This window comes from Putridiphycobacter roseus (genome assembly GCF_003234935.1).
Lineage (GTDB): Bacteria > Bacteroidota > Bacteroidia > Flavobacteriales_D > Crocinitomicaceae > Putridiphycobacter > Putridiphycobacter roseus.
On record NZ_QKSB01000014.1, the window covers coordinates 23441 to 48675 of the forward strand.

The 25235-nt window shown below is 32.4% G+C and carries 18 protein-coding genes; all 18 read right to left on the reverse strand.

Going from position 1 to position 25235, the window contains the following annotated elements:
• Positions 1–36 precede the first annotated feature (36 nt).
• Positions 37–1503 (reverse strand): serine hydrolase domain-containing protein, encoded by a 1467-nt coding sequence (locus tag DNU06_RS15515; protein ID WP_111064416.1) that lies wholly within the window; start codon positions 1501–1503, stop codon positions 37–39.
• Between the two features lie 97 nt (positions 1504–1600).
• The gene (locus DNU06_RS15520; protein ID WP_158526923.1) at positions 1601–4252 is read right to left on the reverse strand and encodes a caspase family protein; all 2652 of its coding nucleotides are present in this window, start codon (positions 4250–4252) and stop codon (positions 1601–1603) included.
• Positions 4253–4890: 638 nt separating this feature from the next.
• Complete coding sequence (locus DNU06_RS15525) at positions 4891–5610, reverse strand: hypothetical protein (RefSeq protein ID WP_111064418.1); 720 nt, start codon at positions 5608–5610, stop codon at positions 4891–4893.
• Positions 5611–5647: 37 nt separating this feature from the next.
• The gene (locus DNU06_RS15530; RefSeq protein ID WP_111064419.1) at positions 5648–6160 is read right to left on the reverse strand and encodes an SPFH domain-containing protein; all 513 of its coding nucleotides are present in this window, start codon (positions 6158–6160) and stop codon (positions 5648–5650) included.
• Positions 6161–6173: 13 nt separating this feature from the next.
• On the reverse strand, positions 6174–7055 hold the full coding sequence (locus tag DNU06_RS15535; protein ID WP_111064420.1) for a T9SS type A sorting domain-containing protein: 882 nt from the start codon (positions 7053–7055) through the stop codon (positions 6174–6176).
• Positions 7056–7189: 134 nt separating this feature from the next.
• On the reverse strand, positions 7190–9202 hold the full coding sequence (locus tag DNU06_RS15540) for a reverse transcriptase domain-containing protein (RefSeq protein WP_111064421.1): 2013 nt from the start codon (positions 9200–9202) through the stop codon (positions 7190–7192).
• A 207-nt stretch (positions 9203–9409) separates the two neighbouring features.
• The gene (locus DNU06_RS15545) at positions 9410–10726 is read right to left on the reverse strand and encodes a tetratricopeptide repeat protein (RefSeq protein WP_111064422.1); all 1317 of its coding nucleotides are present in this window, start codon (positions 10724–10726) and stop codon (positions 9410–9412) included.
• Positions 10723–11535 carry a hypothetical protein gene (locus DNU06_RS15550; RefSeq protein WP_111064423.1) on the reverse strand — a complete coding sequence of 271 codons (813 nt, stop codon included), beginning with the start codon at positions 11533–11535 and terminating at the stop codon, positions 10723–10725. Before DNU06_RS15550 ends, DNU06_RS15545 begins: the two co-directional genes overlap by 4 nt.
• 8 nt (positions 11536–11543) lie before the next feature.
• Positions 11544–11855, reverse strand: coding sequence for a hypothetical protein (locus DNU06_RS15555; RefSeq protein WP_111064424.1), 312 nt, complete (start codon positions 11853–11855; stop codon positions 11544–11546).
• Positions 11856–12009: 154 nt separating this feature from the next.
• A complete protein-coding gene (locus DNU06_RS15560; protein ID WP_111064425.1) occupies positions 12010–13005 on the reverse strand; it encodes a hypothetical protein in 996 nt (331 codons plus the stop codon).
• 140 nt (positions 13006–13145) lie between these two features.
• On the reverse strand, positions 13146–14990 hold the full coding sequence (locus DNU06_RS15565; RefSeq protein ID WP_111064426.1) for a hypothetical protein: 1845 nt from the start codon (positions 14988–14990) through the stop codon (positions 13146–13148).
• Positions 14991–15393: 403 nt separating this feature from the next.
• Positions 15394–16074: a hypothetical protein gene (locus DNU06_RS15570; RefSeq protein WP_111064427.1), complete on the reverse strand. Its 681-nt coding sequence runs from the start codon at positions 16072–16074 to the stop codon at positions 15394–15396.
• Between the two features lie 323 nt (positions 16075–16397).
• A complete protein-coding gene (locus DNU06_RS15575; protein WP_111064428.1) occupies positions 16398–18641 on the reverse strand; it encodes a T9SS type A sorting domain-containing protein in 2244 nt (747 codons plus the stop codon).
• A gap of 320 nt (positions 18642–18961) precedes the next feature.
• Positions 18962–19876: a 23S rRNA (adenine(1618)-N(6))-methyltransferase RlmF gene (gene rlmF / locus DNU06_RS15580; RefSeq protein WP_111064429.1), complete on the reverse strand. Its 915-nt coding sequence runs from the start codon at positions 19874–19876 to the stop codon at positions 18962–18964.
• Positions 19877–19970: 94 nt separating this feature from the next.
• Entirely contained in the window at positions 19971–21017 is a 1047-nt protein-coding gene (locus tag DNU06_RS15585; RefSeq protein ID WP_158526924.1) for a tetratricopeptide repeat protein, read from the reverse strand.
• A gap of 10 nt (positions 21018–21027) precedes the next feature.
• The gene (locus DNU06_RS15590; protein WP_111064431.1) at positions 21028–22782 is read right to left on the reverse strand and encodes an aromatic amino acid hydroxylase; all 1755 of its coding nucleotides are present in this window, start codon (positions 22780–22782) and stop codon (positions 21028–21030) included.
• A 262-nt stretch (positions 22783–23044) separates the two neighbouring features.
• Positions 23045–24469: an SDR family oxidoreductase gene (locus DNU06_RS15595; protein ID WP_111064432.1), complete on the reverse strand. Its 1425-nt coding sequence runs from the start codon at positions 24467–24469 to the stop codon at positions 23045–23047.
• 259 nt (positions 24470–24728) lie between these two features.
• Positions 24729–25214, reverse strand: a complete 486-nt coding sequence (locus DNU06_RS15600; RefSeq protein WP_111064433.1) for a hypothetical protein — start codon at positions 25212–25214, stop codon at positions 24729–24731.
• Between the last annotated feature and the right edge of the window lie 21 nt (positions 25215–25235).

Here is a 25235-nt window from a genome sequence, read left to right on the forward strand (position 1 = left end):
AATGATGAATACTTTTTAACCTGTTGTTAAGCACTTTTATTTTGTTAATGCTGCAATCATTTTTTTTGAATGTACGGATGCCCATTCTTGATTTTCAGTACAATACTTTATGGTTAGATTGCAATACTTTATGGCCTTCTTCGTATTTTTTTCTTTTTCATAGATTACCGCGCTGCCATAATATCCGCCAAAATAATTCGGGTAATCACTAGCTAGACAGGAAAAAATTTTCAAAGCTTCAGCACTCTTATTATTGTTAATGTAGCTAATTCCAAAATTAAAGAGTGCCTCTTTCGACCATGAATAATTGACAGTATCTGTTTTAATTTGGTTATACATTTTAATGCCACTATTTATTCCATTCTGCTCAATTTCTTTTTCTAATACAATTTGGAACGGCATTTGAAATTTCCCATTTGTATAATGGCTGATCAATGCTTTAGCGCTGTTGGCCAATTCTTGACCTTTTTTACTTCTATTTGTAAAAATAGCAACCGATATATTCTCGCTCGGTATTCTTATCACGTGGCTTCCAAATCCAATGGATGAGCCGCCATGTTGTAATATTTTAATCCCTTTGTAATAATCCACTTTCCACCCATAGCCATATCCTTTGACTTCAGATTTTCCGTGTTCATCATAATTGTAGAAGGCAGCATCTAATTTGTTTAACGGCAATAATTTGTCGGTGTACAATGCTTGGTCCCATTTATAATAATCCATAACAGATGAATAAATTCCTCCATCACCTTGTATGGCACTATACAAACTTTGATCTTTGAAAATTATGGATGTGTCTTTAACAACATAACCATATGCTCTGTTTTTAATTGCTTTGTCTTTTTCATATACCATAGAATTCGTCATTTCTAAGGGTTGAAATATTTCTTTTTGCATAAAATCGGCAAAGGAAAGTCGGGATAATTTTGCTACAATTTGCGCCATAACAGCATAACTGCTGTTGCAGTAGGCATATTTTGTATTCGGCTTAAAATAGGTGCTATCGGTTTTCATAAGACCATTTAATACATCCTTATCAAGCATCTGTTCCGTTTGTCCCGCTTTAAGAAAACGATTATAATTTACAAGACCAGACCTATGGGTTAGCAGCTGTTCAATTGTAATGTCTTTGCCATACAAAGGAAATTCAGGAAATAGCTCTTTCAAATTTGTTTGGTAAGTAAGTTTTCCTTGGTTAACGAGTAGCATAATTGCCATTGCTGTAAATTGTTTGGTTACAGAAGCAATGCGATAATTGGTTTGTGGGGTTGAAAGTATATTATTTTCTAAATCTCCATACCCATAACTTTTTACAAGTTCAATTTCTCCATTTTTTATTACAATAATACTGGCACCTGGTTGCGCCGCACTGTAGTTTCTGAAAAGGTAATCGACAAACGCACTAGCTTCATTTGGACTGAGAATCGTGTTGTTTAAGTGCTTTGCTGCGTAGCAGTCAAAATTTAAGATAAAAAATAATACTGTGATTGGGAGATACTTCATTTTGATTCCATTACATGACAATATTCTTGCATAATTTCTGTTGCTGTAAGGTACGAAACTGTTATGAAATTTGTTCTTTGTTAAGCTTAATTTTAATTTACCAAACTCTAAAATCGACGGATTGGTTCTCTATTCTTGCCGTAGGTTGTTGTTTTCCTCCTGACAGCTCAGTTACTTGTTCTGAAACGTACTTTTGTAATTCAGAAAGCCAAATTTCGCCATCTTTATTTAAATCTGCTTGATTACTTTCAATTCCGTTCAATAGGCAAAAAGTATAAAGACCATTTTTCCATTCTGCACCTTCCATGGCAAATTCCATTCCACCAGCAGATGATATTACTGTAGCACCTGTTCCTTTTCTTAAATCAGAAAATAAGGAGGTGGTGAATTCAGAAGTGTTTTGCATTCCCAGTTTTTGTTGAACTGCGTTACCGACAGCTCTAAAACGGATTTCACCGTGTTCAGCATCTACATTTGAAGCCAACTCAATTTCGTCCTTATCCACTTCTCCACTATGGCATGCGTCAATTAAAAGCGTCTTCTTTAATGGTTTTATACCATCTAATAAATCTTCTAAGTCTTCGTAAGCTAATCCTTTTTCTTTTGGGTTCACAAAATCCATATTGTAGGTGGCAAGGAAGTAATCATAATTCAAGTCTAAAACACCGTGTCCCGCAATAAATATCATGACTTGGTCATTGATGTCAGCTTTCTCAAAAAATGATTTTAAAGCCAATACATTTGCTTTAGTTACTTGTTCATTTATTAATGACTTTGTAAAAACGGAATCATAAGCTTTACTTTTTAAGAACAATGTTGCTATGTCTTTTGCATCTTTAGCAGCATAAGTCAGATTATAATTAGCTTGCTCAAATACACTTGCACCAATTGTAATGATATAAAGGTCAGGTGTTTTTTTACCTGCTGTACATTCCATATTAATTGTTTCCTTATAGCTCTCTGCACCAGCTTTGTTTAAAACAGATACTTGTACTTTGTTCTGCCCTTTAGTTAAGTTAACGGACAGTGTGGTAGTATAGGTTTGGGTATTTTTATCTCTAAGTGAAATGCCATCTGCACCATAAATAGCTACATCATTCACCCAAACGTTTATGCGATCTAATTTATACTTTGAGTCTTCTAATTTCAATTTTAAATCAACACTGCCTTGATCTTGCAAGGTTGGCAACGCTTCAAGATTCTCAATCTGGATTTCTGGCAGGTGAAAATCATCTTGCAGCATATCTTCGGTAAAGCCCATTTTCTTTAGGCGTTTTAAGTAAGCTGAATGGTAAGCGTCAATTAATACCTGATCGGCATAACCTAATCTGTCTAAGATAATGTCAGGGCGGTTGTATTTAAGGTCGAATTGTTTATAGGGGTATATTTTACCTTTATATTTGACATTTACTATGCCTTGTAAATCCGAATTGGTCATATAGTATAAGTCATCCGCATAGAAAAATGGCCCACCGTCTACAACATACATCAAATTGATATTTCGCTCTGCTGGGTTTATTTTATTGCCATTCCAGAACTGAAGGTTCATTTCCTGCCTCAGGCTTGTGTTAAAGAGACTAGCAGATTTCACATCCATATAAATCACTTTATTATTGAAAGCAGAAAAAACGTACCAGTTATAGGCTAAAGAGTCTGCTAATTCATTTCTATTCCAAAAGGTAGCAGGATAAAATTCTCGATTGATTCGTCCTGGAATTGAGTCAACCTTCAAGGTGCCGTCTCTATTGTAGTACTTTCTAAAAATGTGCCATAATGATTGATGTGTATCCACAAAGTATGGAGAATTTGCTTTGGTGCTGTCTACAATAATAGCTCGAGCACTGTGCTGTAAGTTTCCATTATTCTCATTCATACTACCGTAGTTAAAGGCATGATAATGGCCATTACTCAAGTCAATTTCTACTTGGAATTCAGCATATTTAAATGGGTACTTTTTTAATGGTAGCACTAACTTATTTTCTATTAAATATGAGTTGTAGTCAAGCCCTCCAAAAGGATTTTTAGTACTAAAAATAGTGTCCTCCTTTAAAAAATCATACCAGATGAATTGCTCGTTTTTATCCTTGCTTGTTTTTGCACTAAGTACCACCACACTATTTTCTAAATACACTGGTGAACGATTTTCATAGATAGAGGATTTTTGCTTTGGTGATTGCCAAACTTCTTCGTCAGTGTCCTCTGCTTTTAGGTAGATTTTTTTGTTGAATTCTAGCACATATTTAGTTTTTAATTCAGAAATTTCAAATGCGGAACTAAAATCAAAATCATAATTTAACTTAAAGTATCCATCCATATCATCTGATTGCGACCAATCAATTTCAATGTCATTAATCAAGCTATCTGGTTCAATGTCATAAACAAAATATTGTCTATCCTCCAAAAAAACTTTGCATTCTTTTTCAGCAACCATCTGTTTGCCATCATTGCTTAATCCAATAACTTCAATACTAAAGCACTGCCCTTCAATAGGCAGCGAGATAATGCCTGAAGCAATTAAAGTGTGATTTTTGACTTGAAATACTGCATAGGACAAATGGCCTGCATATATTTTATCGGTGAGCACAAAGTATTCAGAATTTGGCGAAGAAATAACCTGATCAGGTTGAATAATATCTGGACTTTGGAAAATAAGAGTCGTTTCACTTTTCTGCGAAACACCATTTAAAAGTGCAAATAGCAAGCAGAATAAAAATAATACTGTTTTAATAAAACTTACTGAACCTTTCATTTTTACAACCATAATTTATTACTTCATTTTCAATTTTACCAGTAGGTGACTGTTGACCATTTGATCGTTCAGTGCCTCTTTAATTTACCTATCGATTAGTTGAAGCTAACCATATCTCTTTTTGTCCATTTTGATTGCAGCTTTACGCGAAATTGATTTAATCAAACAATAAGCGAACAATCCGTAACACCAATTCCCCTCCCAATTAAAATGCTTAGCCTCTATTGAAAATTCAACTTGACTGAAGCATATCCTCTAGTAAAAAAATAGCGACAAGCTAGACAGAAGGTGATCATAAGTACGTTAAAACTATAAAAGTAATAGAAGTAAACAAATAATCATATTCAAAATAACTTTTATGGCCATCTGGGCTAATTTAGTCTTACATAAAAACTTTGCTAGGAGCAGGGCGACTATGAAATGATACTTTTTCCAAAGCTTTAAACAATTATTTTTATAAAATTATAATCGACCAGATGGTTTGTATAAGAAGGTTAAGAGATATAAAATATAGTTACTTGTAAGGTTAACATTTAGTCGAATTTACAATGTTTACGGATACTTTTCTTTAGATTGTCAAATTGTAAATTCGACGGTGATTGCTGTTATCTTTCTACTTTTAACAATTTATAAAGTCCTTATTTGTTATATATATTGTTAGGTGCTTTTTTTAATTCTAATAGTCTTTTAAATTCACTTTGAACTCTTTGTTGTTCTTTCTTAAGATAGTCATCTGCAAAAGGTGCACCGCAGTCTAGATTACTTAATTGATGAATTAATTCGTTTTTATGAAAATAACTTCTTTCCTCAATAATTTCAGATGCTTCAATATCAAAAATCTGGTTATCACTAATTTCTTTCATGCTAGTAGAATCCCAATAAATAGGTCTATTATAATTATAAGATTTTTCAAAGACAAATGAAAGTTCGCCCTTAATTAAATAATATTCAGCTAAATATTTAGATATTTCTCCAAAATGACGAACAATTATTTTTTCTAAAGTTTCTTCATTGTAATAAAATTCTACTTGTCCACCTTCTGTTGTTTCCCAAAGAACTGCATGTTGGATTGCAGTCCACTTTATGATAGAATTAATTCTCTTAAAATTCTTTCGAATGGGTTTAAGTTCTTCTGTTAGATATTCGTTTACAGGCTCGTCTTCAATCTTTAAAGATTCAGTCAAAATAATAGTGTCACTAGCACTCAAATCTGTTATTTTATTTTCATATTTTTCTCTTAAATGCTTATCGGGTTCAGGAACTAGTGCTATTCTAGAACTCTCAACAGTGTTTTGTTGTTCGGAATTACTACATCCTAACAAGGTAATTATTATTAATAGATTTAATGCTGGTCTCATTTTCTCAATTGCATCTAGCGATTATTGTCTGATACTGTTATTCCTTTATTTCTAATAAATTAACTGATTGAAGATCAATATATTTTTTGTTAAGAATGGGTTTTAAATTTTGTAACAATACGACCTCGATTTCATTGATGGATATTTTTTTTATTAATTCCAAAAACATATTTTTGATTTCGGGCTCTAGAACATATTTTTGGTAATCTGCACCTATGTAATACTCTAATAAATTAACTTTTTCAGGAATTGGTTTATAAGTGTATTCAATTTTGAATTTTTGTTCATTTTCAACTAAATCAACACTTCCACTTTTTGATGAAATATTATAGATTTTAAAATAATTCCATTTCGTTGTTGAATGTTTTCCTGGTAAGTAAACTTTTGAAGTATCAATTCCACCATCAAAACGTTTAAAAAGAACTCCCCTTTCATTTTCTTTAATTTTAATTGTATTACAAGAAATTAAGAGTAATAAAGTAATAAAATGAAATAAAATTCTATTTGTTTTTCTGTGTTTGCTTTTTCTCTCTTTTTTTGCTAAGAACATGTTGTTTGTTTTTTTATTGCTGTACAAGCAGTGATTTTTCAAGCGTCAAGTCGTTGACCATTTTTATTTTAACTACATAAAAACCATGTGCTAAAGAGCTGATATCCGCTTTATTGCTGTAACTCTTCAAACATTCTTTTCCATCAATAGCTATAATTGTAATTTCCTGAATTTCGATAGCAGACGAAATCGTAATTTCATTGGATGCAGGGTTAGGGAACAAAATGATTTTTGACTTTTCATATGCTGTTAGTCCCAGTGTTATATCAAGGTCACAAAATGTTGTATCACTTGCGTCGGAGTGCCATAACGAACTTGCATTTTGACCATAACAATGAATCCCGTATCCTGTTCCGAAAGCGATAGCAATCGGCGCTATAAATTCGCCTTCTACCATGTTTTCATGCAGTTGAAATCCAATTCCTTCTGTGATCAGCACACCAGCGTTCAAGGTGTCAAAATAGAATTGCTTACGGTATTCAGACCCTATGATAATGGAATCGATTTTTTGAACTACAAGTGTGTCTAAATCTCCAAAAACAGCATTGTGCGCATGTTTTAAACTATCTCCAACCACTAAATCATAATTAGATAATAGTAAATCAGCATGCATGTTAGCATCATAATACCTAATCGACTGCCCGTCTTGTCTTACTAATAACTTAAATTGATTAAAATAAGTCGACCATGGCGTTATTCCTTTAGTCCAAAGTTGATGATAGGTAAATCCGCCGACAACAGAGTCGTTGCCACTCAAGTAATAATTATAAGTAGTGTATCCTCCGCTAGGCGCTTCTGTGCAATGCCAACTGGGACTATGCGCAAAATAATTTGGAATCTGTGCTATCGAATGAACTGTCAAATGCAAAAATGCGATAAAAGTAATGAGTCTCATTTATTTTCTGTTTTTTAAATTAAACTAGCAATTTAGCAGTAGTGTTTTTTCTGTTTTAATTAAAGAGAGCGCTTGAGCATGTTTTCGTTGCTATAAGGTACGAAACAGCTATGAAATTTGCATGTTGTTATCTGCTATTTTATCTTCTTAAATATAATTTTTATTAATGGGATAATTCTTTTTTTGTATTTGAAGTACTCCTTTTCAGATACGCCCCAAAAACCTAATTCATTGTGGTTTGTGTGTGAAATTGAATTTTGATTTCTCCTTTTAAAAAAGTCACTTACAAATAGCACATCATTTGTCTTAAATCCTTTTTGAGCAAGTTTGTCACGAATTTCTAATGCATTTTTATCTTTCCTATTAAAGTATGCAGCTTCAACAATGTTTTGGAATTCATTTAGAAGGTGATTAAATGCAACATTGAAAAAACCAAGTTTTTCATTTAAATGTCTTTGCTTAATTTGTTGTAAAAGTGATGAGTTTTCAAGTTTATTTAAAAACCTAACACCATACATTGGCTTGAAGTCGATAAGTATAATATTAGGATTAAGCATCTTATTTAACAATGTACAGTAGGTATTATTAGGTTTTTCAGCTGTAAAATATGATAAGATACTGCGGTACTCACCTTTATAAAATTGAATATCTGCTTTTGATATAATTTTTTCTTTACTATCCTTGAAAGAAACAAATTCCAATTGCAAAATAAATCTTTCGATTAACATTAACTTCTGATTTATGTTGACACTACTGCTACATTCCTTAAGTAGTAATGAATGAAAATATGTTCTAGAGTCTGGCTGAATTGTGATTAGGTGCAGAAGAACTTTTAATTTTACAAGTAAGTAGTCAAATGATTCATAAGTAAGTAAAATCTCTTCCTCACGAATAATACTTAGTGCCATAGCACTTTTAGAATATGATAGTACAGTTGGATTAATTAAAATGTTGTTCAAGTAATTGGAATCTTTTTTACTGATTTCGATTTTATGATAGTCATTTAATTGCTTTTTTATAACTGAAACAATATCAATACATTCTTTAAAAATAGTGGGAGCATTTTTTCCCTCCGTCTCCCTTTCCTGAACAATATCTCTTATTTCAATTCCCACTAATTCTTGCTCGTTTGGGCTGGTTGTATGCGAAACTGTTAGAAATTCAAAATAGCTTTGTACGGAGTCAATTTTTGTTCTTTTGGATTTAATAGTACTAACTGTAAGACCTAACTCATTTGATAAAAAATCAGAAATATCATTTTCGATTGTGTAAATCTCATTTCTAACCACACTTGCTAATTCAGAATCAGGAACTTCATATATTAAATAGAAATCATCTACATATCTTATATATGATATATTTGATTTTGATAGATACGTGTCAACTACATATTGGTCAAACGGAGAAAAAAAGACAGAGCTTAGATAACTAGCTACAATGTTCTGCGAAGCAACAGGGATGCCTTTTTCGCCGTTCATGAAATACTTTAGTAAAAAGTCAATGGATGCTACGGTGTTTTCATCATATTTCATTGACTTTTTTGCAATATTTGTTGCATTATTATCAATGATTGAAAGTAATTTCTTGTGGTCGATAGAATAAAAAAAAGCCTGGATATCAACAGTCAAAACATATTTCACCTTTCCTTCTGAGGGCTTTGTAAGTTTTTCTTTTGCTGTTAAGAATTTTTGATAATCATCATAGTAGAAAATGGTGGAGCTTTCAGCTTTTTCATAATTTAGTCTACCTCCATAGAATGTTTTCCCGTTAGAATTATTCAAGATTGAGTCAAAATCAGTTTGATATTGAGTTAGTAATTCTTGTATATACAATCCAACTGCATTAAAAAGAATTAGAGATTCAAAAGACAGAAAATGATACTTTCTGTTTTTATATGCTGATTGAACTCCCAAAAAATCAAGGACATAAAATTGGTTCTTGAAATAATATAAAGTGTCATTTTTGATAAAATTATTATAGAATGTTTTAGAATTAAAACTATCTATTTTTCTTTCTTCTCTGTAAATTTTAAAGTCTAGAGTATTATACAAAGGACTAGTTTGTTCAATCTGTTTTTTTAATAATTTAAATGCGGAATCAATGTGACGTTCATTTAAAAAATATCCAATAGTGTATTCTTTCTTCATTCACATTTTGTTTTATTCTGACTAACGTTATTGTATCGTTCTGAAAAACAACCGTTAGTATTTCTGTTTTTCAATCGTGTTTTTTTCTTTTTTTTAGCTAATTAAAAGTTAGCTTAAAGTAATTATTTGTTTTTTCCACAAAGGGAGGAATTGCTACTAACGTTTAGTATATTTTCGTTGCTGTAAGGTACGAAACGGCTATGAAATTTAGGTTTTGTTAAGGGTTGTTTTTATTTTATCAATTAGGGCAGAAATTTTTAATCGAAAGTGGTCTTTTTTCTCAAACTGCAACGATTGAGTTAATAGCTTTAATGCTTCAGGATAGTTATTATTCTTCATTTGCATGATCCCATAATTCATGTACACTTGAGCTAAGTGTCTTTTAATACCTACCTCATGTCCCAATTTGATACTATTTTCATAGAACTTGGAAGCATCAATAAACCTATCAGGAATTTTTGCTAGAAGATTTGCCAAGCTATGATATACTTGTGCGAGGCCATAATTGTCAGGTTCACTTTTGAGTATCGGAATACTCTTCTTATAATTTTTTTCTGCCTTATCAAAATGTGCTGAGAATTGGCTAAACAGATTTCCTAAACTATGATGAACCTGGGCAACTCCATTTTGGTTATCATTTAGTAAGTCAAGTTTCAAGCTTTCATTGTATGCCCATTCAGCTTCAGGAAGCATTTTTCGACTACTATACAGATTACCCAAACTGTGATAAGTTTGGGCAAGACCAATTTGATCACCAACTTCTATTCTTATTTTTATACTGGAATCAAACGCTTCTTTAATTTCCTCAAAACGATATTTTTTCTTACTCCAAATTAAACCTATTATATGCGAAGCAATACCTGCGTCTTTCAAACTTAAAATTGAATTATCATGGTTTTGCCACACAGGAGTTAAATATTTTAATGCTTCATCATACTTGCGCTTATTATAAGCATACATTCCTTTCATAAAAAGTGCGTTTAAAATGTATGAAGGAAGCTCTTTTGCATCAACATCTATTTTTAATCCGTCTTCAAGATATTTATAGATTAATTCAGAAGTCGTGTGTATTTTATAAGTTTCAGAAATATCATACAAAGAACGAAACAATTGAATCCCATCTTCCTGTTTATCAGGCAATGCAAGCGATAGCCGTGATATTTGAATATAGAAGTCTTTCAATTCTCGTGTATTTAAAGATTGAATAAGGTTTGGCCTAAAATCTTCTAATTTTTTATATACAGATTCAATTATACTTTGCGAATTTCCATTTAATTTTTTTAAAAAGACATTTCGAATGTCATTTTCTATAATCCAAGAGTTTTCACTTCTTCTTTTCCAAATTGGATAGCATTGAATTTTTGAAAAGAGATCATTATTTGAACTTGAAAGAATGTCTAATTCAAGCAATTCTTTTGCAATTGAATCATTCAAAAAGGAAGGCACAGATAATATTGAGACTGCCAGTATTTCATCTACATTAAGACTATCTTCGAGATTAGTTATAAAGCCAGTTGAATTCATTTGATTTCGCTAATTTTATCTAATTTAAACTTAAATGTTCTGTAGTCAATTTCATCTGTATCTAAATCTACAATTGTTTTACAGAATGTTTCATGCTCTTCAATTTTAGTTTTTGCAACTGGCAATATATCTTTTAAACCTAGTGCATTTAGAGCTATATGATCAGAATACTTAACAAGTGATTCTAAAATATTTCTTTTTTCATTAGTTAGAAAACAGACTTTAATATTACTTAGCATATTTAATTTTCTCAAAAAATCATTCTTAAGCCAGTTTAGAAATGATTTTGAAAATTCGATTTCTGGGTCTAAATCTAAACGACAGACTAGTAAAAGTTTGCTTTTCTTAGAAATTGCGGACAACTCGTTCAAAAAGGGAGCTACAAGACTCGATTTCTGATGTTCCAGCTGATAAGTTGATAAAAATTGTTTATCTACAATTTGTGACTGAGTATTATTTACGAAATTGACTGATTCTTCAGAGGTAATCTCCTTACCCATAACGGGATTAAAAGAAGGGCTAATTTTTACTTTAACAATTGTTTTTTTTAGTTTTGAGTATTTCCTAAAGTTTTTATTACCCAGTATATCTGTGACTTGATCCATTAAACCAGTTCCAGGAGTGTCATAACTTGAATTTAGAAAAATGGTAACAGTTTGGAAATCTTTAGAAAGCTTTCCCATCCAATTTGTTGCATCCTCAAGTTCTTGAAATTCAGGTGCACTTATTATAAGATTTAATCTATCTGATTTAACCCAAGTTTTAATGTGTGCTTTATAATCAGTTCGATCAAGCCAATTTTCTGACATAGATAATTTTATGATTGTTTATTTCCTTTAAAGGTAATTTTCTTTCCCTCGATATCAACTCCCATTTCTTGTTCATTTGCGTTAATATCTTTTACTGCTTCTTGCTCATTGTCTTCAAAGTGGGTCTTCCCTTTTAATTTTTTCCCTAAAGTCTGTTTGTTCTCAACTTTATTTTGAGTAAAAATGAGTCCGGTAACATTCAGCATAAAGGCTATAATAACCGTTAGTGGCTCCAATTCAAAGTCCTCCTGATAGAACCATATACCTGCTATGACTATACCAAGTGCATTAAAAAAAATTAATATATATATTATCTTCATATTGTTTTATTACCCTTAACGTTGTTGTATATGGTTTGTTGCGTGTTTTAAGCAACTAATTTAGTAAATAATTACCGACCAAGAAAGTCCGCGAGGACTTTCGTAAGTAGGCGAGAAGCTAGCAATAAATTATATACGGTGTTAGCTGTAGTTTTTATTCCACTTTGTAACGAACAATGACTTCATTATCCAAAACGACATTAGTAGACCAAATAAATTCAGCACCTTTTCCACTAAATTTTTCTATGAAGTTCATATATGCTTTTTTATTATTTACTCCTATTTCATCTTCAGTATATGTGGTCGCATTTGGCCATTGGCTGTCATTGAAAGTAACGTCAAAACTATTTTCTGGAATTTTCCAATGAATACCGTAAAATGCTGTTCCATTATCAACTCCATCTGTACTGCAATTTGAAGAGATTCTTTTTTCTCCAATTTCACTTAAACAACTTAAATCACTAATAGGTGCAGTATAAAAAGTTTGTGCTTTCCATTTACTATTTGTAATAGTCCCATCACTAAAGCTGGCTATAAAACCTCCATCTCCAGGATGAAAATCTTTTCCTCTATTATTTTCTGAACCTAAACCTAAATGTTCTTCCCAATCTATTAGTTTTACTGCAATTGTATAAGGTTTTTTTACTTTGAATTTTACAATGTTTGAATTAAATGGTGTAAAAGGTATTGGGTCAACTGCTATTAATTTTCCGTTAATGTAAAGTTCAAAATAATTATCCGCAAAAAGATAGCCTGTAATGATTTCTCCGTCCGAATCTATCTCAAAGACAGGAACGGAATTCATATCTATTTCTGAAAGATTATTTGGTGTTATAGAGTTACATTCATTATATAAATCAGAAGCTTTGGTCGTTTCGTTGAAATGATTAATTCCGGGAACTGTCCAACTATTTCCTAAATCATCTTTTATTTCTCCAACTCCTGAAATTCTGCTACCTCCTTGATTACAAGAAATAAGACTTTTAATTTGTGTTTCCGCTAATCCTTGGGTTACGTTTCCTGTTCCATTGTAAATTTTTTCGTTAGTTGTTTCTTTAGGAATTGATTCATTAGTTGATGATTTTGCGTTTTTTTCCTTACAACTGATTATCGTAATTAATAGAAATAGAAATAGAATGTTATTTTTCATTATATGAGTTTTTTTAAATTACAGCTAACACGCGAATATAAACCACTAATGGCTTATACTATCATTAATGTATTCCGTTGATTTTAATTCAAATATAATAAAATATAGGGATGTCAGTCTTTATAAATTAACTTATTAGGTTATTTACTCAAGGCTTTTATAATTCGATCTTCATTTATTACTATGTCTCTAAACAATACATGTGGAAAAGTCGGGTATTTTGAAGTTTTAAATGCCTCAAAAATGTTAGAAAGTGTTGCGGCAGTAATTAGTGACAAATTCATTTCGGTGTCCATTTCACAATCAGTTACGAAGTCGTCACTAAACTCAGGTGCAATAAGTAATATCTTTACGATTCTCAAATTGTTTTTTAAGGCTAGATTCTGATATGATTTTAATTGCCTTGACACGGAACTGAATTTATTATACCCTCTTTCTTTACTTGTTTTACACTCAATAATGATAATTTCTTGGTTGTCTAAATTGAGTAGGATATCCATCATATCCTTTTTCGTATTCAATTGATTTTTTAAGGATTCGTCTACATTAAAACCTAAGCCTGTGAATATGATCTTTGTTAAGTCTTCAAACTTAATTCCCAATTCACTTTCCTTTACAGTGATACCGTTGTCTTTCAATAAATTTAGATTTCTATAGGCAACGTTCTCGTAATTTTCTAAGTATAGATTGTCAACATCTTTATAATGTTCTAGAATATTTAGTGTATCATCACCTCTCTGTTTAACACCATTGTCTTTAATGAATTTAGTTGAATCTTTCTTCTCAATTAAATCTAAAATATCTCTTGGTTTGATGTTATAATCAAGTAAAAAGTCTGCTTTTAATACAAATTCCTCTTGAAATTCAAATTGTGTTCTGATGGCATTATTTAAATTAGGTAAGGATAAATTTAATTCAGTCAATAATTTTTCAAACCCATCAAGAGAAATACCAACTTTTTCGTCCCGTTCTACATTTTCAAAATGTTCAATTAAACTGTTAATTTTTTCTTCAATGGTACTTCCCTTCAAATTGTCTATTTGTAATCCTTTTTCACAAAGTTCATTCAAGGATTTCTTCCTTTCTGTTAAATTACTATCAGTCTTATGAATTCCTTCGGCTAACAAATTGGTGAAAGATAAACCCTCCTTGATTAATTTTTCAATTTTTTGAGAATTAGAAAGTTTTCTATCGATATTATGTTCTTTAGCAATCTGATTAATAATAGGCTCTCTCAATAATTTAAGTGTCCTTCTAAAGAATTTCTCAGCTACTTCTTTTTTTCTGATTTTCCTTAAAATCCTAACCATTTCATCTGCAACATAAATGGTGTTTTCTTTGTTAGAATAAAAGATAACACCAATGTTTTTTAAACTTTTTATAACTTCTTGTACGTCTAATTTTTTAATAGGTAAAATAGAGTAGTTGATGAGTTTTATTTCTTCTTGTGAAAGGCCTAATTCTTTTGAAAGTGTTAATATAATAGATAGTTCGTCCGCAGTTATTTTAGCGTCTCTATTATTTACAATGTCATTGTGATACGCTGTGTATAAACATGATTTATAAATTTTATAATCTCTTTTTCTACTTGCACTTAATTCTGATTTATCGTTTTCAAAGTCCGCATTTAAATCTTTAATTCTATTCTTTAACTGTTTAATTTCAGTTTCGTAAAGTCTAGAAAACCAATCTTGTTTAATAATGCAATTCCCATCTCTAATAATGATGTCGATTAAAATATCTAATTGAGATGATATTTCTTGAAATTCACATTTTATATGTTCTTGAAATTCGTTAGCTGTAAGTGAAAAAATGGTAGAAATATTTTGGTTGTCTACAGATTTTAACCCCTTGTCAGTTGAGCTTAAAATCTTATCAATTACTTTTCCATTTTTTGGATTTTTAGATATGATATTATCAATTATTTTAATGAAGGAATTTTTTTCAATAGACCCGAGTTTATCTAAAATCTTTTCTAATTTCATAATTTATCACTTTTAAAAGGGTATGTACTTGATTTTAATTCAAATATAATAAAATATAAGGATGTCCGTTCTTTACAAGAGTGAAAATAATTAAGACCTTGTGGATTAAAAAGCCCAAGCGACAATGCGGGTGATTTTATTGCCAGTCCCCATAGAAATGGTTTTAACTTTTTTTGCTTTCACGTTTTGTTTTATTGCAGATAACGGGTTTGGCTAAGCTTAGTGTGGGAGTTGATAAATCGAGATTTATCGGACGAGCCACTTAGCTAAGACTTATTTTTCAGTTTTTTCTTTATCGACTTAAAACTAATCAAATAAGTTTAAGCGGACAAAGTAAATAAGCCAAAAACTTCGAGAAAGCCTAAAAACCCACATTAAGTTTAGCCGGTGTTGTGTGTTGGCTTTACTTATATTTTTGAATTTGTATTTCATCTATTATATCGTTTAAATATTTGACTAGATGATCAATTAACATATTTAAAAAAGTTACAGAATCGATATTTATAAAAAGAGAATTTTTATCAAAGGATATCCCTTCTGTTGTATTAATAAATTTTATAATTTCTTTATTATTTGGTTTTATGATTCCGTTATTGTGTGCTATTAAGTTTCTGATTTGTTGATATTTCTCAGTAATTTCCCATTCGTTTTTAAATCTGTCCAAATTTACGTTTATAACTTTTTTTATGTAATTATTACAGAGAGCAATATAACTTCCTCCTTTTAAATCTTTGGGGCCTAAATTTAAATTCTCGATTTTTTGAAGAGATTCACATAATTTAAAAAATTCATTTTCAAACATTGAGTATATTGTTAAATAAACAGATTTATTTAAAATATCAGGAAGTTGTTTAGTAGTTAATTTTCTTAGTTCACTCAATTCCATTAAGTATTGAATATGTTCATTGTATTTATTGTATTTCTCTTCTAATTCTTTTTCACATAAAAGAATTGTTTTTTGTGAATTTTCAAGATAGAATTTAATTGGATGAAATTGAAGTTCGTAGCTAAGTTTTGTAGTTTCAAAAATCTGAAGAACTAATTCTTTTTGCATTTTTTTTATCTCTGATTTTATTTCTGACATTTTTTTATAGCTTACACACAACACGCGAATATAAACCACTTCTGGCTTTTACTCCATTACTGTATTCCGTTGATTTTAATTCAAATATAATAAAATATAGGAATACCAGCTTTTTACAAGAGTTAAAATAATTAAGACCTTATGAATTTAAAAAGCCCAAGCGAGAATGCGGGTGATTTTATTGCCAGTCCCCATAGAAATGGTTTTAACTTTTTTTGCTTTCACGTTTTGTTTTATTGCAGATAACGGCTGAATAAAATTAGGCATTTATGCCGAATCGCGTTAGCGGTGAATTTTATTCGTTGTTGTGTTTTCGTTTTTAATTATTTTTTTACAAATCTTGTAACTAGTTTAAAGTCTGGTGACTTTAAAGAAACAAAATAGATACCTTGAGGTAAATCATTAGTATTGATAGAAAACTGATTTGAAATATTCTGGCTAAGAAGAAGTTTTCCACCTGAATTATATATTTCTAATGTTGAAATATCATCATAATCAATTGAAATTAATAATGAATTAAAAGTAGGGTTCGGAAAAACAGAAAATTTATAGTTTATATTCTCATCAACATTAAGTCCTTGTATTACGATACATTCTGAAGTATCTAAACAATTACCATCATCAATAATAACAGCATACTCTCCATTTGCGTTTGCTGCATAAGATGGGGCATTTGCACCAGAAATACTTGTCATTGTCTGACAGTCTATCCACTGATAAAATTGTGCTGTAGTATTATTTGCCGACATCAGGTTTAGAATAGTTGTAGTTGAAACATCAACCTGATTTATTTCTATGTCTAAAACATGAGTATGGCCGCAACCTTGCGAATTAATAATGGTAGTATCCTCATAGATCCCAGATAAAGAATAAGTCTTGTTAGTAAATGACGAAACATAAGGTGTACAATCACTGACCACAATTGTATCACTTGTAAAAGGAATTTGATTTATATCTAAGTCCAATAAATAAGTATATCCACAACCTTCTGGATTATAATAAATTGTATCTTCATATATCCCAGATGAATAATAAGTTTTATTAGTTATTGGTGAAATATATTGCGTACAACCTGTTCCTATTATTGTTATATTTGTTGTAACACACCGTTCAATATTTGCACAATATGCGCCCATATCGCCAGCTGGTAATTCTAATACACTTAATCCCGGTCCATTGTCAAAATCGGCCGAATCCATATATACACCAGTAAATAAAAGTGAATTATCATGATTTAATGTAATATCATATATTGCTTTGCCAAAACTCCAAGAATTTCCTGCTCCTGATAGATGATATACCCATCTAAAATCACCAGAAGAATTTAAAGAAATCAAACATGCGTCAACACCTCCATTTGTAGTAATAAAAGCTGTTCCAGGTCCCGGGTCTAAGTCTCCCTCTCCTGAAATTCTTACACCAATATAGATATTTGAATTATGATCAGTAATTAAGCAAGTGATTCCATCAACACCATCTGTACCAAATGATTTGGCCCAAATAAAATTGCCTGATGCATCAAATTTTACAACAAAGTTATCGTCTAGTCCCGTAAAAGGTAAATAAAACACATTGGTAGGATCCGGATCAAAGTCTATGTTACTGCTATGTGCACCTGTATAGTAAATATTATTTTGTTCATCTGTAGTTACTTGATCAAGATAAGGTAATAATCCAGAATAAGCTAAGGGGTAACCTTTAACCCAAATAAAATCATCATTTTTTGATAACTTCTGAACAAATGTATTTGATCCCACAGGGAGATTAACAGTTCCAGTTCCTGGGTCAAAATCATTGTAAAAACCTGTAGACCAACCACATAACACAAGGTTTTGATCTGTGTCAATAGCAATTGATTCATAGAAGTTTGGACTTTGATTTGTGGAAATCAATGTATGAGCCCAAACAAAGTTACCATCTGTATCAACTTTCTGTAAAAAACCACTGGGCCTGCCAATGCTTGTGACATTGAACGAATTAATACCGGGATCAAGATCCAGTGCACCTACAAAATATCCTACTGTATAAACATTAGCCGAGTCGTCTAAAACTAAATCATAGCAGGTCGTTGAAATACTTGAATTTAAGTCATTAGCCCATTCAAAAATACCATTACTATCTAGCTTTACAACAAAACCACTATAATAAAAATTTGAAAAGTAATTTGATACACCAGGTCCAGGATCAAAATCAATTCCTCCATCATAATATCCACAGATATAAATATTGCCTAGCGAATCAATCTCCATATCTTTCAAATATACCTCCGAACTATTTGAAATAGTCTTCACCCACAAAATACTTCCAGAACTATCATACTTACTAACAAACAGACCTGGATATTCTGAAGCAGTAGCAGAACTTGAAGAAAAATCAAAATCAACAGTGCCATAGAATCCACCTGCAAAAATTTTGTTTCCCGAACGATCTACTCGAATAGCTTCACCAACGCTTTTTACATTGGAAAGGCTTAAATGCTCAAGCCCTGACACTGAATTAAAGGCTGGGTATTGAGCACATAATGAAAATGTTGCTAAAAAAAAAATGACAAGACTTAATTCCTTCATATTGTAAATATAGTTAAACTAAACTTCCAAATGACAATTCCTCGAAATCGCTGGCAAAATACAGTTAAATACTAATTGAAAATAAAGGTCAGGCAATACTAAAATTGTAGATTATTTTTTTCATACTAATTGTTTTCACTGCGGAAAATCAATTATGCGGTTTTAAACTCTTTACATGTTGGGTATGAAACCTAACACGCGAATATAAACCACTAATGGCTTTTATTCCATTACTGTATTCCGTTGATTATAATTCAAATATAATAAAATATATGAATACCAGCTTTTTACAAAAGTTAAATTAATGATGATTTTATGGATTAAAAAGCCCAAGCGACAATGCGGGTGATTTTATTGCCAGTCCCCATGGGAATGGTTTTAACTTTTTTTGCTTTCACGTTTTCTAGGGCTTGGTATATGGCCTTCAGGTTTTCTTGTTTAGAGACCAAAGTGGTGAACCATTTGCAATTTTGAGCAAATTGGGCACTTTCGGTCACCATACTTTTAATGAATTGTAATTCTCCACCAGGGGTGATTAACTCATTGGTATTGCCTGCAAAGTTGAGGGTAGGGCTAGGCATTTTTTTTCCTTTTAGGTTAAGCACTTTTCTTCGACTGCCTTTTTGAGCAGCTGCCAAGGAAGCGTGGAATGGGGGATTGCACATGGTAAAAGTGATGCGCTCTTCTTTTTTGAGTAAGCCCTTAAAAATAGCCTTCGGATTTTTTTGTAGTCGACATTCAATTTTACCAATTAATGGAAGATTGGCAGCTATAATTTTTTTTGCCGAAGCAATGGATTTTGGATCAATGTCAGCCCCTATGAATTTCCATCCATAGATACTTTGCCCGAGTATGGGATAGATGCAAGTAGCCCCAGTTCCGATATCAAGCCCTACAATTTGCGCTCCTTTGGGAACTTTTCCCTTGTTGCCGCTGCCCAATAAGTCGGCCAAATAATGTAAATAGTCGGCACGACCAGGAATGGGGGGACACAAGTTTTGGACAGGGAAGTCCCAATTTTTAATGCCATAATAATGGTTAAGCAAAGCCTTATTCAAACATTTAACGGCGGCCGGAATGGCAAAGTCAATCGAAGGTTCTCCTGTTTTATTGGTCGTCAAGTAATTTTTTAGCTCAGGCACGGCTTTTATCAATGCCTTCAAGTCATATCGGTCGCGGTTCTTATTTCTAGGGTGTAATCTTGCTTTTGTCGCTGATTTTTGAGGAGTGGCCATACGGTTACTTGCTTTAATTTTTAGTTAAATTAAAATATGATTTAATCTTGGAGTGACTTTTCTACCGGCTACTGGAGCACAGGAATGTCGTAAATTATTTTTGTTTTCCTTTCAAGTACAACAAGGCTTTGTCCAAATTGTCATGCTGTATGCTTTTTTTCTGTAAACTTTCAATGTCTTCTATAAATATTTCGAGATAGACTTTTTGATATAAAACATATAGTTTATCACTTAATTGATCATATATTTTTATGGCTTCATCATAGGAATCATTCAACAAATAAGCTAAAGCCAAATTGGTTTTAATCCACTCCTGTTCGGGGTCATAATTTAATCCCTTTTTTGCCATGTTTAGGGCTGCTTCATAATTTTTACTTTCTAAGGCCATCCAGGATAGTCTGCCACATTCTCTGCCATAAAAAAAGGAGAGATTGGATTGCATGCTTTCGTAAAAAAATGTTTGATTCATGTCAGCTAATGATCCAAGTGTTGTATCTCTCCGCCTTTCGAATTCGGCTAAACTTTTCAAACGATAATCGATAGTACTTTGGTATTTAGTACTGGGTTTAAAAATTTGACTGCTCATCTCGTTAAATCGATCGAACCCGCTTGGATAACTTTGGTTAAATGCAAGTTTACTTGGCGCGTCACCGAAGTTGTTGTAAAGATATTTAGCGCTAAAAGCCTTGATAATAATAGCGTTATTCTCCATTTCGAAAGCATAATCAATATGCATCCAAGTATTTATACCTGGTTCTATTTGGTAAATAATTAATTTGTTTTTATAAATCCTTTCTGGGCATTGTTTGGTAAAATCATCATAACTCCCTGAAATGTCTCCAAATGATGCATTATAATGCCCATGTATTCTCCAATTGGAATGGGCAGGTACTCCTTGTACTTTTTTATAAAAAGAAAGTAAATCCTTTTTTAACAATGTGTCTTCCATAAAAACGCCAATACTGCTTGTATCCTGTTGCATAAAGGTCTGTTCAACGAGACTTGTAAAATCAAATCCAATGTATTTGTTGAAGGCGGTAAAGTCAGAGGAATAGCCATGAGGTGCTTCGTCGTAAACCCTTTGTTGGGTGAAACTAAATAGGTAAAGTTGGGAAAATAGCAGTAAGAGTATTATTTTCATAGTTGTTAAATTAAGCATTTACTTCCAATAATGCCATTCCTTCCATAATCAGCTGGGTAAGTCCTGGTTTTTGTGCAGTAATTGCCGTAAGGGAGTTACGTATTTTCTTTTTTAAGTCTTTGTCATTTGCCAATTCTAATAATTCTAATTGCAACAACCATTCTTGGGGGAAGTCTTGTGCAACTAATTCAAATATTTGGGCTATCTGTTTAGTTTCTGTCCGGCTTTCATTTCTTATTTGTCTGACTTTTGCATACTGGTCTTCTATTTTTAATTGGGTAGCCGATTTAACAGGTTGGATAGTCTGCATTTTAGATGCCGCATATAAATTTGGAAAGGAATCATGATCGGCAGCGCCAGCATATGCCGAAATAATATCACTACCTATGGCCATATCAAAAGTCCCGTATTCTGGTTTAAATAGTATTTGGTCTCCATTGGTAACGGTACATTCTGTCAATTGAATCAGCATGAGTTTACCACGAATATTTCTAATTCCAGTAATGTTTAATCCTTTTACTTTTATCCCGCTTTCAAATTCGAAGGATAACCATTCATTGTCATAAAAATTGTATGCTTTTAAATCAAATGGTCCCATGTCTTCAATGGCAAGGTTGATGTTTTTTAATTTCCCTAAAGGAGAACTAAAACCTTCTTGGTGATATTCAATGCCATGTCCAATTAATTCTTTTTCACGATATGCCAAAGCGGTGGGACCTTCCGTTTTAAAGAAAATCACCTCCTTGTCATCATTTACAATACTTTGGGTAAATTTACCTGAAATCTGTAAGCCTGTATTTAATTCTATGGTGCCCACCATTTGAGAGGCTATGAGTTGTTGAAGTCCTTTAACGCCACCTTTTCTTAAACTTAAACTATTTGCAAATTGTTCTAAAACCTCCATTAAATAGGAAAAATCAGGGGTGACATATAAAAGAGGTTGTGGACTGGTGATGTCAAAATCTTGTTCCGTTACTTGGATAGAAAAGGGAATTTTTTTTACGGCAGCTGTCATACAAGATTTACTTTCCCCAATGGAAGAGAGTAGACCAGCACCATATATTTTTGGGGCGTCCATATCACCTATCAAGCCATATTCCACACTCCACCATTGTAAGTTTCTTATTTTAGCCATTTCAGAAAAGGCTACTTTTTTCAGTTGTAATTCTTCCACCGCTTTTGAAGCCATTTCAATTTCAACTTGGGTAGAACTTTCTGCTTCTTTTAAGATGGATAACTTTCTTACTGCCTCGTATAAATCAATATCGTGTTGAGATAGTATGGCCTTGGAACCAATATCGCCCAAACGTCTTAAGAACTCTGAATAGTCGGGATTAGCAATGATGGGCGCATGTCCAGCCGCTTCGTGAATAATGTCTGGAGAAGGGGTGTATTCAATATTTTCTAATTGGCGAATGTCGGATGCAATCACCAGTACTTTGTTGGCTTGAAATTCCATGAAGGCATTTGGTGGTATAAAACCATCTACCGCTACTGCAGCCCACCCAATTTCTTTCAATATTCGATTCATGCCATAGAGACTAGGAATTTCTTCCGTACCAATTCCTGTTTTATTTAAGCCCTTCACATAAGAGGGGTGCGCTACTTCTGCCAAGTATTTCACGTTTTTTCTCATGACATAACGCCATACTGCCTGGTTAATAGGAGAATAGTCGGTGTAATTTTGTGGCTTGATGAATTGTTTGAGGTGTTTGGGTAAACGGTCTATTAATTCGTTGCTTTCGTAGGCGTTGTTTAAATTCATATTTGTTTTTTTCAGCCATATGTACTGCACAAAATAGCTGTGCCTTTATAAACGGATAAACAAATATAATTCTTTAGTAAAATAAGTATTGTGGTTTGGTGAATTTTTTTATTCATCCTAACACTCGCTTTCCTATGGTTAGGAATACTATTTAATGGGAAACGGTTCCGAAAATTAAACATGCCTAAATCCGCTTGCTGCTCCAGTACGTTAAATGAAAAAGCGAGGTGCTATCCAACCATAGGTTTGGAAGTTTTCCCCCTTATTTTTTTTGTTTCGCTAAACTTTTCAACATGCCGTTAAAAATAAATCCATGGAATGGAAAAACAGCATACCAATATAATCTTCCACCGAGACCTAATGGTCGAAATGTGGCGGATTGTTCTAGTTTATTGTCTACTATTTTAAATTCTAACCAAGCTTCTCCAGGTAATTTCATTTCTGCAAATAAAAGCAGTCTTCCTTCTTCTTTATTGGCATATAATACACGCCAAAAATCAATGGTGTCGCCCACATGTATCGCAATGTCACTGGTACGTCCTCTTCTTAAGCCAACTCCCCCTGCCATTTTATCCATAATGCCTCTTAAGCTCCATAACCAATTGCCATAATACCAACCAGTGTTTCCACCAATTCGCCATATTTTTTCAATGGTAGCTTCTCTGTTTTCTATGGTTTTCGACCTTTTGTCAGTAAAGCAACCAAAAGAAGGGACATGGATAAAATCGGAAATATTAAAACTTAAACCACTGCTCGAATAAGCATCTTTCCAACTGGAAAGAATCTCATTACTCTCTATTTTAAGGAAAGCTTTTTGAATGGCTTCTCGATAGGAAATAGGGGTAACACCTAAGATTTCATTAATGCTATTGTCTCTACAAATTACCTCAATCTTCATGCTGTTGACTAGTGATTTTGCTAATTTATAAGAGGTGGAGGTGACAAAATATAACCAATAGGAAGATAGTTTTGGTGTCATGACTGGTACTACCCAAATTTTCCGTTTTAGATTTCTTTCTTCGGCAAAATTTAAAAGCATCTCTTTATAAGATAAAATATCTGGTCCGCCTATGTCGTAGTTTTTATTATACGTTTTTGGTTGGAATAATGATTTGGATAGAAAAGCCAATACGTCCGAAATTCCAATCGGTTGACATTTGGTGTCTAGCCATTTTGGCGTAATCATCACAGGTAGTTTCTCTACCAAATCTCTAATTATTTCAAAGGAGGCAGATCCTGAACCAATAATTATTCCAGCACGTAAAGTGGTGAAGTTATACGCGCCTTTTCCCAATTCAATTTCAACATTTTTCCTAGAGTCTAAGTGCTTGGATAGTTTATCTTCATTTACAATACCACTCAAATAAATAACCTGCTGGACTTGGGTGTTTTTAAGTGCATTTCTAAAATGGATGGCAGATTTTTCTTCTAATGATTTATAGTCCTCCGAAGTGGACATGGAATGTACTAAATAATAGGCAGCGTCAATATCTTTTGGAATAGCTGCCAAAGAGGCTTCGTCTAATAAATCTACCGTAATAACTTGTATTTTATCCTTGATGGATGCCGATACGTCAAACCTTTTTGGATCTCTGACGCAACAAACGACTTCGTGACCCATTTCAATTAAAATAGGTAATAATCGCTTGCCAATATATCCCGTGGAACCTGTTAGTAGTACTTTCATAATGTAAATGAAAAGCTAAAGTACAAAAAAAGTCTCCGAACAAGTCTTGTTTTGTTTAATTAATTTAAAAAATCGTTAAACAAAAATACGGGACAGCTAAAATAACCATGGCAAAGCTTGTCTTTTTCTGGTTCGCCTAATGCAATAAACATTTACTTACCGCATTTATAATGGGGGACATAAAGTCGACCTGAGTTTTAATAGTTCTAGAGGATGGGTGACTGTATAGATAGGTAAATACAAATAAAGCTATTCTTTTTTAGGTTGGCTGTTTTGTCAAAGCAGATAGGTATATTTTGGTAAATTTTTCCCCAAAGTAATCTATGCCAATGGCGAATGCTAAATGAATGCATAAGGCAAACAATAGACCGCTTAACCAAGAACTCATGTTAAATAATAGGAGGGATATGCTAAAGACGAGGAAAAGCGAGCCATAGATTCTTTTTAGCAGGACAAAGGTTTGAATGGCTTGATGGGATATGTTTATTTCAGACTTAACAAAGGCAGCCGCTTCTTTTTGAAGCAAATCTTGCTTTTGTTTTATTTTTATGGGATATCGGAAATAGGATGGAAACATGACCAACACTTCTAACAAACCAATGAATATTAAGCCCAGGGCGAAATACTGCGGGCCTTGGAAAATATAAAGTATACTCCCGGCGGATAAAGAGAGCAGGCCTATGATACCTGCGTAGAGGTATAAGGCCCGCTCCGTTTTTAAAAATTGATGCAATGCGTGAAACATAAAAAAGTATTTTTATTATGG